10 protein-coding genes are annotated in these 12705 nt (G+C 68.8%); 2 read left to right on the plus strand and 8 right to left on the minus strand.

The features are described 5' to 3' along the window. Positions 1 to 146 precede the first annotated feature (146 nt). On the plus strand, positions 147 to 1946 hold the full coding sequence (gene recQ, locus DSC_RS12125; RefSeq protein ID WP_043290622.1) for a DNA helicase RecQ: 1800 nt from the start codon (positions 147 to 149) through the stop codon (positions 1944 to 1946). A gap of 47 nt (positions 1947 to 1993) precedes the next feature. Next, entirely contained in the window at positions 1994 to 2533 is a 540-nt protein-coding gene (locus DSC_RS12130; protein WP_014161459.1) for a DNA-3-methyladenine glycosylase I, read from the plus strand. A 38-nt stretch (positions 2534 to 2571) separates the two neighbouring features. Here the strand turns inward: DSC_RS12130 and DSC_RS12135 are convergent, their stop codons facing one another. The 8 genes from DSC_RS12135 to DSC_RS12170 all read right to left on the minus strand — a co-directional run bounded on the left by DSC_RS12135 (position 2572) and on the right by DSC_RS12170 (position 12701). Continuing rightward, positions 2572 to 5172, minus strand: coding sequence for a heavy metal translocating P-type ATPase (locus tag DSC_RS12135; RefSeq protein WP_014161460.1), 2601 nt, complete (start codon positions 5170 to 5172; stop codon positions 2572 to 2574). Positions 5173 to 5345: 173 nt separating this feature from the next. Next, positions 5346 to 5984, minus strand: a complete 639-nt coding sequence (locus DSC_RS12140; protein WP_202944881.1) for a hypothetical protein — start codon at positions 5982 to 5984, stop codon at positions 5346 to 5348. Further along, positions 5981 to 6475, minus strand: coding sequence for a YybH family protein (locus DSC_RS12145; RefSeq protein WP_014161462.1), 495 nt, complete (start codon positions 6473 to 6475; stop codon positions 5981 to 5983). Before DSC_RS12145 ends, DSC_RS12140 begins: the two co-directional genes overlap by 4 nt. Positions 6476 to 6485: 10 nt before the next feature. Beyond that, the gene (locus DSC_RS12150) at positions 6486 to 7622 is read right to left on the minus strand and encodes a copper resistance protein B (protein ID WP_014161463.1); all 1137 of its coding nucleotides are present in this window, start codon (positions 7620 to 7622) and stop codon (positions 6486 to 6488) included. Beyond that, positions 7619 to 9463 (minus strand): copper resistance system multicopper oxidase, encoded by a 1845-nt coding sequence (locus DSC_RS12155; RefSeq protein ID WP_014161464.1) that lies wholly within the window; start codon positions 9461 to 9463, stop codon positions 7619 to 7621. The genes DSC_RS12150 and DSC_RS12155 overlap by 4 nt, the downstream gene beginning before the upstream one ends. A 128-nt stretch (positions 9464 to 9591) precedes the next feature. Then, positions 9592 to 10017 carry a CopL family metal-binding regulatory protein gene (locus DSC_RS12160; protein ID WP_014161465.1) on the minus strand — a complete coding sequence of 142 codons (426 nt, stop codon included), beginning with the start codon at positions 10015 to 10017 and terminating at the stop codon, positions 9592 to 9594. A 359-nt stretch (positions 10018 to 10376) separates the two neighbouring features. Beyond that, entirely contained in the window at positions 10377 to 11507 is a 1131-nt protein-coding gene (locus DSC_RS12165; protein WP_014161466.1) for a PilT/PilU family type 4a pilus ATPase, read from the minus strand. Between the two features lie 156 nt (positions 11508 to 11663). Next, on the minus strand, positions 11664 to 12701 hold the full coding sequence (locus tag DSC_RS12170) for a type IV pilus twitching motility protein PilT (protein ID WP_014161467.1): 1038 nt from the start codon (positions 12699 to 12701) through the stop codon (positions 11664 to 11666). Positions 12702 to 12705 lie beyond the last annotated feature (4 nt).

Consider the following 12705-nt stretch of genomic DNA (forward strand, 5'->3'; position numbering starts at 1 on the left):
CTCCCCCGCCTGCGGGGGAGAAGATGCCCGCAGGGCAGATGAGGGGGGCTTTTCGCGCGTGCCGCGATGGTGGGTCCAGCGATGGTGGGTCAAGACCCACCCTACCGGGTCCGGCGGCCTTGCCGATGGCCCGGTATCCTGTGCGCATGCAAGCACGTGCGTTGGAAATCCTGCACCGGGTCTTTGGACACCCGGGTTTTCGCGGTGAACAGGCCGCCATCGTCGAGCATGTCGCCAGCGGCCACGACGCCCTGGTGCTGATGCCCACCGGCGGCGGCAAGTCGCTGTGCTACCAGGTCCCGGCGCTGCTGCGCGAAGGCACCGCGATCGTGGTCTCGCCGCTGATCGCGCTGATGCAGGACCAGGTCGAGGCGCTGCGCCAGCTCGGCGTGCGCGCCGAATTCCTCAACTCCTCGCTCGAATCGGGGGAGGCGGCGCGGGTGGAGCGCGAACTGCTGGCCGGGCAGATCGACCTGCTCTACGTGGCGCCCGAGCGCCTGCTCACGCCGCGCTTGCTGTCGCTGCTGGACCGCGCCCGGATCGCCCTGTTCGCCATCGACGAGGCGCACTGCGTGTCGCAGTGGGGCCACGACTTCCGCCCCGAATACCGCCAGCTGACCGTGCTGCACGAGCGCTGGCCCAACATCCCGCGCATCGCCCTGACCGCCACCGCCGATCCGCCGACCCAGGCCGAGATCGCCGAACGCCTGCAGCTGCAGGGCGCGCGCCGCTTCGTCAGTTCCTTCGACCGGCCCAACATCCGCTACACCGTGGTCCAGAAGGACAACGGCCGCCGCCAGCTGCAGGACTTCCTGCAGGACCACAAGGGTTCGGCCGGCATCGTCTACTGCATGTCGCGCAGGAAGGTCGAGCAGACCGCCCAGTTCCTGTGCGAGAAGGGCTTCAATGCCCTGCCCTATCACGCCGGCCTGGACGCGCAGGTGCGGGCCAGCAACCAGCGCCGGTTCCTGCGCGAGGACGGCATCGTCATGTGCGCCACGATCGCCTTCGGCATGGGCATCGACAAGCCGGACGTGCGCTTCGTGGCCCATACCGACCTGCCCAAGTCGCTGGAGGGCTACTACCAGGAAACCGGCCGCGCCGGCCGCGATGGCGAACCCGCGCAGGCCTGGCTGGCCTACGGCCTGGGCGATGTGGTCCTGCTCAAGCAGATGATCGAACAGGGCGAGGCGTCCGAGGAGCGCAAGCGCCTGGAACGGCGCAAGCTCGACCAGCTGCTGGGCTACTGCGAATCGATGCAATGCCGGCGCCAGGTGCTGCTGGCCGGGTTCGGCGAGAACTATCCAAAGCCGTGCGGCAACTGCGACAACTGCCTGACTCCAGCGGCCAGCTGGGATGCGACCGATGCGGCGCGCAAGGCGCTCAGCTGCGTCTATCGCAGCGGCCAGCGTTTCGGTGCCGCGCACCTGATCGATGTGCTGCGCGGCGCCGACACCGAGCGCATCCGCCAGCTCGGCCACGACAAGCTCTCCACCTACGGCATCGGCGCGGACCTGGACGCGGCGATGTGGCGCGGCGTGTTCCGCCAGCTGGTCGCCGCCAGCGTGCTGGAGGTCGATGCCGAAGGCTACGGCGGCCTGCGCCTGACCGCTTCAGCCAAGCCGATCCTGCAGGGCCAGCAGACGGTCATGCTGCGCAAGGATTCGCCCCGGCTGCGCCAGCGCGAACGTGGCGGCAGCCCGGCCGCGGCGGAAGTGGCCGAGCTCGACCTGCCGCTGTTCCAGGCCCTGCGCCAGCTGCGCGCACAACTGGCCAAGGAACAGAACGTGCCGGCCTACGTGATCTTCCACGATGCCACCCTGCGCAACATCGCCCAGCAGCGCCCGGCCGACCTGCGCGCCCTGGCCAGGGTCGGCGGCGTCGGCGGCAGCAAGCTGGAGCGCTACGGCCCGGCGCTGCTGGACGTGGTCCGCCAGGCGGGTTGAGCAAGCGGCCGGACTGTTTTGAACCCCACCCTTTCCGGAGCTGACGCTTGAGCGGCTACTGCGCCATCGCCCCCGGCCACCCGGTCCACGGCCCTTACCACGACACCGAATACGGCTTCCCGCAGCGCGAGGAAGCGGTGTTGTTCGAACGCCTGCTGCTGGAGATCAACCAGGCCGGGCTGAGCTGGGAAACCATCCTGAAAAAGCGCGAAGGTTTGCGCGCCGCATACGGCGGCTTCGAGGTGGACACCGTCGCCGGCTACGGCCAGGCCGACATCGCCCGGCTGATGGGCGATGCCGGCATCATCCGCAACCGGCTCAAGGTGCTGGCGGCGATCCACAACGCCCAGGTCATCCAGACCCTGCGCGCCTCGCACGGCGGCTTCGCCGGGTGGCTGGATGCGCACCATCCGCTGGAAAAGGCCGACTGGGTGAAGCTGTTCAAGCAAACCTTCCGCTTCACCGGCGGTCAGATCACCGGCGAGTTCCTGATGAGCCTGGGCTATCTGCCGGGGGCGCATCATCAAGGGTGTCCTGCGTTCGCCCTGGTCGCATGCCGGCAGCCGGCCTGGATGCAGGCGCGCTGACGCCTCCGTCCGGCCGCGCTGCCCGCCGGCACCCGCCTTCAGACCCGGCTGCGCCGCAGGCGCAGCGAATTGCCGACCACCGAGGCCGAGCTCAGGCTCATGGCCAGTGCCGCGATCATCGGCGAGAGCAGCCAGCCGGTGAACGGGTACAGCACCCCGGCGGCCAGGGGGATGCCCAGCCCGTTGTAGAGGAAGGCGAACATCAGGTTCTGCTTCATGTTGCGGACCGTCCCCACCGACAGCGCGCGCGCGGTGGCAATACCGCGCAGGTCGCCCTTGACCAGGGTGATCTGGGCGCTGTTCATGGCCACGTCGGTGCCGGTGCCCATGGCGATGCCGACATCGGCCCGGGCCAGCGCCGGGGCGTCGTTGATGCCATCGCCGGCCATGGCCACCACCCGCCCTTCGCGCTGCAGGCGCTCGATCAGGGCCAGCTTGTCGGCCGGTTTGACCTCGCCGTGGACCTCGTCGATGCCCAGCCGCGTGCCCACCGCCTGGGCGGTGGTCAGGCCATCGCCGGTGGCCATGATCACGCGCAGGCCGGCGGCCTTGAGCGCGGCCAGCGCCTCGGGCGTGCTCGCCTTCACCGGGTCGGAGACCGCCAGCAGGCCGGCCAGTTGGCCGTCCACCGCCAGGTACATCACGCTTGCCCCTTGGCCGCGCAGGGACTCGGCCTGCGCCACCAGCGGCTGGACCGTGACCCCTGCCTGTTCCATCAAGGCGGTGTTGCCCAGGGCCAGCTGGTGGCCGGCCACCTGCCCGCGCACGCCGACGCCGGAGCCGGACTCGAAGTTCTCCGGCTTGTCCAGCGCCAGCCCCTGGGCGCGCGCGGCCTGCACGATGGCATCGGCCAGCGGATGTTCGCTGCCCTGGTCCAGGCTGGCCGCCAGGCGCAGCACATCGGCCTCACTGAAGCCTGCGACCGGCACTGCGCGCTCGAACGTCGGCCGTCCTTCGGTCAGCGTCCCGGTCTTGTCGATCACCAGGGTATCGACCTTGCGCAGGTTCTCGATCGCCGCCGCGTCACGGAACAGCACGCCCAAGGTCGCCCCGCGGCCGGTGGCGACCATGATCGACATCGGCGTGGCCAGCCCCAGCGCGCACGGGCAGGCGATGATCAGCACCGACACGGCGTTGATCAGGCCGTAGACCCAGGAGGGCGCCGGCCCGAACAGGCCCCAGGCAAGGAAACTGGCGATCGCGATGGCGACCACGATGATCACGAAATAACCCGCCACCACGTCGGCCATGCGCTGCATGGGGGCCTTGGAACGCTGGGCCTGGACCACCATCTGCACGATCTGCGAGAGCACGGTGTCCGCGCCGATGCGCTCGGAGCGCATGACCAGCGCGCCGCTGGTGTTGAGCGTGGCGCCGATGACCTTGTCGCCCTCGCGCTTGCCGACCGGCAGCGGCTCGCCGGTCAGCATCGACTCGTCCACCGAGCTTGTGCCCTCGACCACCACCCCGTCGACCGGCACTTTTTCGCCCGGGCGGATGCGCAGCAGGTCGCCGACGTGGACATGGGTCAGCGGCACGTCTTCCTCGCCACCGTCGGCGCGGATGCGGCGGGCGGTCTTGGGCGCCAGGCCCAGCAGTGACTTGATCGCCGCCGAGGTCTGCGAACGCGCCTTGAGTTCCAGCAATTGCCCCAGCAGGGTCAGCGAGATGATGACCGCGGCGGCCTCGAAGTAGACGCCAACCCGGCCCATCGACACGAACGAGGCGGGAAACACCCCCGGCGCGACGGTCGCCACCACGCTGTAGACAAAAGCCGCGCCGGTGCCCAGGCTGATCAGCGTCCACATGTTCGGACTGCGGTGCAGCAGCGAGCGCCAGCCGCGCACGAAGAACGGCCAGCCGGCCCACAGCACGATCGGCAGGGACAGCACCAGCTCCACCCAGCTCTGGGTGGCCATGTCCATCAGTTGCAGGCGTTCACCGAACATGGCCAGGGCGAGCACCACCAGGGTCAGCGGCAAGGTCCACCAGAACCGCCGGGTGAAGTCGCGCAGTTCCGGGTTGTCTTCCTCCAGGTCCGGCAGCAGCGGCTCCAGGCTCATGCCGCACTTGGGACAGCTGCCGGGGTGATCCTGGCGGATTTCCGGATGCATCGGGCAGGTGTAGATCGTGCCGGCGGGCGCGGCCTGGGCCGGGCTCGCCGCCGCTGCCGACTCGGTCTGCCCGTGGTCGTGCCCCTGGTGCTGGTCGTGGCCGGGCACTGTGCCGCCGCCGGCCGATGCCTGGTCGTGCGTCTGCCCCGCGGGCACCGGCTCGAGTGCCATGTTGCACTTGGGACAGCGCCCCGGGTGATCCTGGCGGATTTCCGGATGCATCGGGCAGCTGTAGACAGGGCCGGCCGAAGCCTGCGGCCCGGCCGACTCGGCACTCGCGTAGCGGGCCGGGTCGGCCTCGAACCTGGCCTTGCAGCCTGCGCTGCAGAACGCATAGGTCCGCCCCTGGTAGGAGGCCCGGTGCGCCGCGTCCGGGCCGACCCGCATGCCGCAGACCGGATCGGTCAGCGCGGCGCCGGCCGGCGCGGCCGGGGCCTGCCCGTGCCGGTCATGATCGTCGCCCGATGCTGGCGCTGGCTGCCGGGGCTGATCCGGTGCGGACGGTGTTGCCGGTGGCTGATGCATGGTCTATCTCCGAATGCTTGGGGGCAGGCATGACATTGGCGATGCGCAAACCGGCACACTCTTCGCCGTTGCGCTCGCGCATGCCAACCGGGCCTTATCCGCCGCGGCGGCGCCGATGATGGTCGCCGCCGCCGCGCCTGCCCGGCCCGTGGTCAGGGTTTACGTCGCTGCCTTCACTTGGCTGGTGTGGCCGGCAGGCGGTCCATCATCATCTGCATCATGGTTTCCATCATCTCCATGCGCTTGGCCATCATCTGGTGATGGGCCGCCATGTCCGAGGGCATCTTGCCGTTCATGCCGCCCTTGCCGGCTCCACCCATGCTGCCCATGCCAGCCATGCCGCCCTTGCCGGCTCCACCCATGCTGCCCATGCCAGCCATGCCGCTCATGCTGCTCATCATCGCCATGCCGTCCTGCATGGTTTTCATGTGTTCGGCCATGAGCGCCTGGCGCGCTTCGGGTGTCTTGGCGTCCATCATCTTCTGGTGCATCTGGCGCATGGCCGCGATCTGCGCGTCCATGCGCTGGCTGTTGTCCCCGGCCGTCGCGGCGCCGGAGTCGGGGGTGGCGTTGGCCGGGGTCGTCTGGGTGGGAGCGGGATTGGCTTGCGCGGCCGGCTGGGCGGCCCAGGCGGTGGCGCCGGTGAGGGCGGCGGTCGAAGCCAGGACGAGGGAATGAAGGAATTTCATGATGTAGGTCCTCTCAAGGATTGAAGTTGAACCAGTCACCGACTCGGCGATCCGGCGTGGCTGACGCATTCCCCGGTTGCTGCCTGGCCGGCGGCAGCCGGTCGAGCTGGCGGCCTCCTTCACCGCCTGGGTCTGGATGACCAGTGGATGTGGACGATGCGCCAGCCGTCCGCGGTGCGTCGCAGCACCATGGTTTCGGTGGCCAGCAGGGTCAGCGGCTTGCCGTCCCGGCTCACGTGGACCTCGCTCTCGCTGCCAACCCAGGCCAGATCGCCCGATGCACGGGCCGTGCGCTGCTTCGGCTGGACCTGCGCGTCCTTGAGGAACTGCGCGTCGTGCCTGGCGTGGCCTTGCAGGTATTGGGCCCTGGAGCGCTCGGCGCCGCCGCTTTCCAGGACCAGCACGTCATCGGCCAACCAGCGACCGGCAGCGCTCAGGTCGCCGGCCTGCAGCGCAGCGGAAAAGGCATCGACGGCATCGACGGCCGGCTGGGCTGCAACCGCGACGGCAGGGGCAGCTGCCCCGGCAGGCGGCGCCGGAGCCTGTCCCTGCGAAGCCAGCGGCAGCCATAGCAGGCCGAAAAACACGATTGGACGCAGGATCGGGGTTGCCATCAGTGCTTCCTCAGAACCAGGTGCGCAGGCCGACGACGATGCGGGTGTCATCGCGCGGTTCGGCTGCGTCGCGACGCAGCTCGGCGGTATTGCCGAAGGCGCGCTCGTGGACCAGGCCAACGTAGGGGGCAAACCTGCGGGTGAATTCGTAGCGCAGGCGCAGGCCCAGCTCGGCCGTGGCCAGGCCCGAGCCGATGCCGCGGGAGGCATCGCCCTTGCCCCAGGCAGTGACTTCCAGGCGCGGCTGCAGGATCAGCCGGTTGCTGAACAATAGCTCGTACTCGCCCTCCGCCCGGGCCGCGCTCTGGCCCCGTTCGCCAAGATAGGCCGTGGCCCGCACCTCGAACTTCTGCGGCGCCAGGCCCTGCACGCCGATGGCGGCAAAGTTCTGCGACTGGCCGGGCTTGAAGTCGTGGCGCAGCCCGCCGACCAGGTCCCACCACCTGCTCACGCTGCGGCCGTAGAGCAGCTCCAGATCGGCACTTTCGGTGCGCCCATCGCTGCGCTCGCCCTCGGTACGCCACCAGAAGCGGTCCAGGTCGGTCCCGATCCAGCCTTCGCCCTCCCACGCCAGCGCCGTGCCGGGATCGGCATCCCAGGCTTCCAGGCGGTTGAGCAAGCTGTAGCTGTGGATCGCATTGTCGGTGGTGGCATGGACCATCGAAGGCGGCACGGCGGCGGCGCGATCGGCCTCGGTCAGCGCCGGGATCGGCGTGCGCGGCGCGGCGGGCGCCATCGACATGCCGGCGTGGCCGGGCTGCGGGTGGTCGCTGCCTGCCATCGGCTGCGGCGCGCGACCGGGCACGGTGCCCATGTCGTGTCCCATCGCCGAATGGTCCATGCCCTGCATCGGCGCATCGTGGCCCATGGCGGCGTGGTCAACCGCTGGCGCGGACGATCCTGATCCTGCAGGCCGCTGGTGTCCGGCATGCGAAGGTGTCGCCGCTGGCCCGGCCTGTTCCTTGGCCGCGGCGGGCCTGGCGTCGGTGGGCGTTTCCACCGCAGGCGTCTGCGCCCCGGGCGGCGGCATGTCCATCGACATGGACATCTTCGAATGGTCCATTTGCTGTGCCATCGCCACGGGCAGGGCCGAACCCAATGCCAGGGCCAGCATCCCGATCCGCACCGGCAGGACGCTCATGCTCATGACTTGCCCTCCTCGACCTGCACCGCCCGCATCATCCCGGCTTCCATGTGCATCAACAGGTGGCAGTGGTAGGCCCAGCGGCCCAGCGCATCGGCGCGCACCCGATAGCTGCGCCTGCTGCCCGGCGGCATGTCCAGCGTGTGCTTGCGCAGCATGAAGCGGCCGTGGTCGTCTTCCAGGTCGCTCCACATGCCGTGCAGATGGATCGGATGGGCCATCATCGTGTCGTTGACCAGCACGATGCGCACGCGCTCGCCGTAGCTGAGCCGGATCGGTTCGGCCGCGGAGAACTTCACGCCATTGAATGACCAGGCGAACTTCTCCATGTGCCCGGTCAGGTGCAGCTCCAGGTCGCGGGAAGGATCGCGCCCGTCCGGATCCTCGAACAGGTTGCGCAGCATCGAATAGCTGAGCACCTGGCGGCCGTTGCCGCGCAGGCCGTTGCCCGGGTCGTCCAGCCGCGAGCGCGGTGACATCGCCTGGTTGTCCACCAGGGGATTGCCCCGTTCGCTGGCCGGGTGCGCCTGCATGCCGCCGCCGGCGTCCATGCCGGGCATGCCCATGCCCGGCATCTCGTGGCCGGCATGTCCGTCGGCCGGCTGGCCGTGCTCCATCCCGGCCGTGCCCTGGACCGGGCCGGCGTCATGGCCGTCATGGCCGCTGCCGGGCTGGCCTTGGTCCATGCCCATGTCGGCCATGGTCAGGATGGGCCGCGGATCGACCGGCGGAACCGGCGCGCGCAGTCCCTCGCGCACCGCCAGCGTGCCACTGACGTAGCCGGTGCGCGCGGCGTCCTGGGCGAAGAGGGTGAAGGCGTCCTGCCCCGACGGCTGAACGACCACATCGAAGGTTTCGGCGACCGCAATCCGGAACTCCTCGACCGTCACCGGATGCACGTACTGGCCATCGACGGCGACCACGGTCATCTTCAGGCCGGGGATGCGGACATCGAAGTAGGTCATGGCGGCACTGTTGATGAAGCGCAGGCGCAGCTTCTCGCCCGGCCTGAACAGCGCGGTCCAGTTGCCCAGCGCGGTCGTGCCATTGATCAGGTAGGTGTAGGTGTGGGCGTTGACGTCGGACAGGTCGGTTGGCGACATCCGCATCGCACCCCACATCCGGCGGTCGGCCAGGGTCGCCTTCAGGCCGTCCTCGCGCACGTCCTGAAGGAAGTCACCGACGGTACGCTTGTAGTAGTTGTCATGGCTGGACATCTTCTTCAGCCGCGCAAACAGCGCCTGGCCGCTCAGATCGGTCCAGTCCGAGAGCTGCACCACGTAGTCGCGGTCGTAGGCGAACGGCTCGGGCTCGATCGGATCGATGATCAGCGCCCCGTACAGCCCGTCCTGCTCCTGGAACCCGGAGTGGCTGTGGTACCAGTAGGTGCCGGCCTGGCGGACGTGGAAGCGGTACAGATAACGCTCGCCACGGCCGATGCCGTTGAAGCTCATCCCCGGCACGCCGTCCATGTTGGCCGGCAGCAACACGCCATGCCAGTGGATCGAGGTCTCCGCGCCATGGATCGAACCGGCCGGCAGCGCGTTGGAGACGCGAAGGTTGACCGTGCTGCCTTCGCGCCAGCGCAGGATCGGCGCCGGCAGCGAGCCGTTGACGGTGATCGCAGGCCGGGTGCGGCCAGTGAAATTCACCGGGGTTTGGCCGATGACCAGGTCGAACTCGGTCCCGGCCAGGACGTTGGCGTTGCCGGGGCCCTTCAGCGCCCAACTGGGCCTGGGCCACAGCCCCAGACCCAGCGCCGTACCGCCGGCGGCCAGGCCCTGCACGAAACGGCGTCGCGACAGCCCGCCCGGGGCGCCGAAGCCGAAGGAATCGGATGACATGCAAACTCCATTGAAAGCGTCAACAACGGCCGGCGCAAGGATGCCGGCCCTGGCCGATGCCCTGACACGGCCAAGGCCGTTGGTCGGGCACGGGAAGATCGGCATCGCAGGGACGCCGATGGGGACGCTTAGCCGATGGGAGGTCGAATCAGATGCGGCACGGCCGGGTTGGGATGCCCGACCGCCAGGGCGCCGATGCCGGGCGCAAGCAGCCCCACCACCGGAGCCTGGGACCGCAGCGGCAAGGCGGCACAAGGGCCTTGCGCGCAGCCGCAGTGGCAGGCACCGGACTTGCAGCAATCGGCGCCGTCCGCGGCTTTGTCCTTGTCCGGCGCCTGCGGCACGGCAGCGCCGGGTTCGCTGCCCGCGCCATGCATGGATGCCATCGCCTCATGGCAGGAGGCATCAGCGGCGGCGGCCATTGGCTGCCCGTCCATGGCCGCCATCTCCTGACCCGTCGCATGGACCAACGCCGCCGCCGACCCCGCCCCGTTGAAGACCAGGGCAAGGATCAGGAACAGTCGCAGCAGGACGGATCCGGTGGGCATGCGCATACTCTACTCCGTCGGCCACCGCGCAGGTAACGCACACTGGCGCCGGCGGCACCAAGTCCCAGAACCATCGGCAACCGGGGAGTCACTCCCCCCGGTACCGGTGCGGCCGATGGTTGAACATCGACACCAGACCCGGCACCACCGCACCCGGCGCCGAAGACCGCGGCGCCATGTGCGTGTCGTCGGCCCAGCGCCGCAGCAGGGAGCACGCCTGGGAGCCGATGCACTGCCCAGGCGATGCGGGCATCGCCGGCAAGGCCGGGGAATCGCGGCCGCAACGGTCCCGGCAAGATGCCGGTCCGCCCCGCGCGCGCCGCCGGTCGGCGGCTTTTGTCTGGACCTGACGATGCGGCGCTCGATCAGCGCATTTCGGCCACTTCGACCCCGTCCAGGCCCTGCGCCAGGGTGCGGGCATCGCCGCCCTGGGCCAGCTTGATGCGCAGGCGCACCTCGTTCTGCGAGTCGGCATGGCGCAGCGCGTCCTCGTAGGAGATCTCGCCGGCCTGGTAGAGCTCGAACAGGCTCTGGTCGAAGGTCTTCATGCCCAAGTTGGTCGATTCCTTCATGACCTCCTTGAGCTTGTGGATCTCCCCTTCGCGGATGTAGTCCTGGATCAGCGGCGTGCCCAGCATGATCTCCATCGCCACCCGGCGGCCCTTGCCGTCCGGCGTGGGCACCAGCTGCTGGGCGACCACGCCCTTGAGGTTCAGCGACAGGTCCATCAGCAGCTGGTTGCGGCGGTCTTCGGGGAAGAAATTGATGATCCGGTCCATCGCCTGGTTGGCGTTGTTGGCATGCAGCGTGCACAGCACCAGGTGGCCGGTTTCGGCGAAGGAGATCGCATGGTCCATGCCTTCGCGGGTGCGCACCTCGCCGATCATGATCACGTCCGGCGCCTGGCGCAGGGTGTTCTTCAGCGCGTTCTCCCAGCTGTCGGTATCGATGCCGACCTCGCGCTGGGTGATGATGCAGCCCTCGTGCTTGTGCACGAATTCGATCGGGTCCTCGATGGTGATGATGTGGCCGGTCGAGTTCTGGTTGCGGTAGCCGATCATCGCCGCCAGCGAGGTCGACTTGCCGGTGCCGGTGGCGCCCACGAACAGGATGATGCCGCGCTTGGTCATGGCCAGGGTCTTGACCACCGGCGGCAGGTTCAGCTCGTCGATGCTGGGGATCCTGGTCTCGATCCGGCGCAGCACCATGCCGACCTGGTTGCGCTGGTAGAAGCAGCTGACGCGGAAGCGGCCGACGCCGGCCACGCCGATGGCGAAGTTGCACTCGTGGGTCTTTTCGAACTCCTCGCGCTGGGCCGGGGTCATCACGTTGAGCACCAGGTCGCGCGACTGCTGCGGGGTCAGCGGCGTCTGGGTGATCGGCGAGAGCTTGCCGTGCACCTTGATCGAGGGCGGCATGCCCGAGGTGATGAACAGGTCCGACGCCTTCTGGTGCGCCATCAGCTTGAGGAACGAGGTGAAGTCGATGGTGCTCATCTGGGAGTCTCCGGGACCCGGGACCCGGGACCCGGGACCCGGCTCAGCCACAGCTGACACCGCTCTCGGATCCGGGATCATCCTCGTCCCTGTCGTGTGGGAAATCTCGCAAAAATCCGTTGGTCGCCTTTGCCGGTCGCAGGTCCACGCCCGGCCTCACTCGAACAACCGCTTGTCCTTGGCGTATTCCCTGGCCTGGTTGCGGGTGACTTGGCTGCGCTTGACCAGGTCCTGCAGGTGCTGGTCCAGGGTCATCATGCCGTACTGCTGGCCGGTCTGGATCGCCGAATACATCTGCGCCACCTTGTCCTCGCGGATCAGGTTACGGATCGCCGGGGTGCCGACCATGATCTCCCAGGCCGCGGTGCGGCCGCCGCCGACCTTCTTCAGCAGCGCCTGGGAGATCACCGAGCGCAGCGACTCGGACAGCATCGAGCGGACCATCGGCTTTTCGCCGGCAGGAAAGACGTCGATGATGCGGTCGATGGTCTTGGCCGCCGACGAGGTGTGCAAGGTGCCGAACACCAGGTGGCCGGTTTCGGCGGCGGTCAGCGCCAGGCGGATGGTCTCCAGGTCGCGCAGCTCGCCGACCAGGATGTAGTCGGGGTCCTCGCGCAGGGCCGAGCGCAGCGCCTCGTTGAAGCCGTGGGTGTCGCGGTGCACCTCGCGCTGGTTGATCAGGCACTTCTGCGAGGTGTGGACGAATTCGATCGGGTCCTCGACGGTGAGGATGTGGCCGTATTCGTTCTTGTTGATGAAGTCGATCATCGCCGCCAGGGTGGTCGACTTGCCCGAACCGGTCGGGCCGGTGACCAGGATCAGGCCCTGCGGCTGCTGGATCATCTCGCGGAACAGCGGCGGGCAGCCCAAGTCCTCCAGGCTCAGCACCTCGGAGGGGATGGTCCGGAACACCGCGCCGGCGCCGCGGTTCTGGTTGAACGCGTTGACCCGGAAGCGGGCCAGCGAGGGAATCTCGAAGGAGAAGTCGACCTCGAGGAACTCTTCATAATCGCGGCGCTGCTTGTCGGACATGATGTCGTAGACAAGGGCGTGGACCTGCTTGTGGTCCAGCGCGGGGATGTTGATGCGGCGAACGTCGCCGTCCACCCGGATCATCGGTGGCAGGCCGGCGGACAGATGCAGGTCCGAGGCCTTGTTCTTGACCGAGAAGGCCAGTAGTTCGGCGATATCCATGCGC

The organism is Pseudoxanthomonas spadix BD-a59 (genome assembly GCF_000233915.3).
GTDB lineage: Bacteria > Pseudomonadota > Gammaproteobacteria > Xanthomonadales > Xanthomonadaceae > Pseudoxanthomonas_A > Pseudoxanthomonas_A spadix.

What these genes read in the sequence shown, in the direction of transcription:
- DSC_RS12135 (WP_014161460.1), bottom strand. Translation starts at nt 5,172, where the DNA reads ATGCATCAGCCACCGGCAACACCGTCCGCACCGGATCAGCCCCGGCAG.
- DSC_RS12160 (WP_014161465.1), bottom strand. Translation starts at nt 10,017, where the DNA reads ATGCGCATGCCCACCGGATCCGTCCTGCTGCGACTGTTCCTGATCCTT.
- DSC_RS12145 (WP_014161462.1), bottom strand. Translation starts at nt 6,475, where the DNA reads ATGGCAACCCCGATCCTGCGTCCAATCGTGTTTTTCGGCCTGCTATGG.
- recQ (WP_043290622.1), top strand. Translation starts at nt 147, where the DNA reads ATGCAAGCACGTGCGTTGGAAATCCTGCACCGGGTCTTTGGACACCCG.
- DSC_RS12170 (WP_014161467.1), bottom strand. Translation starts at nt 12,701, where the DNA reads ATGGATATCGCCGAACTACTGGCCTTCTCGGTCAAGAACAAGGCCTCG.
- DSC_RS12150 (WP_014161463.1), bottom strand. Translation starts at nt 7,622, where the DNA reads ATGAGCATGAGCGTCCTGCCGGTGCGGATCGGGATGCTGGCCCTGGCA.
- DSC_RS12165 (WP_014161466.1), bottom strand. Translation starts at nt 11,507, where the DNA reads ATGAGCACCATCGACTTCACCTCGTTCCTCAAGCTGATGGCGCACCAG.
- DSC_RS12155 (WP_014161464.1), bottom strand. Translation starts at nt 9,463, where the DNA reads ATGTCATCCGATTCCTTCGGCTTCGGCGCCCCGGGCGGGCTGTCGCGA.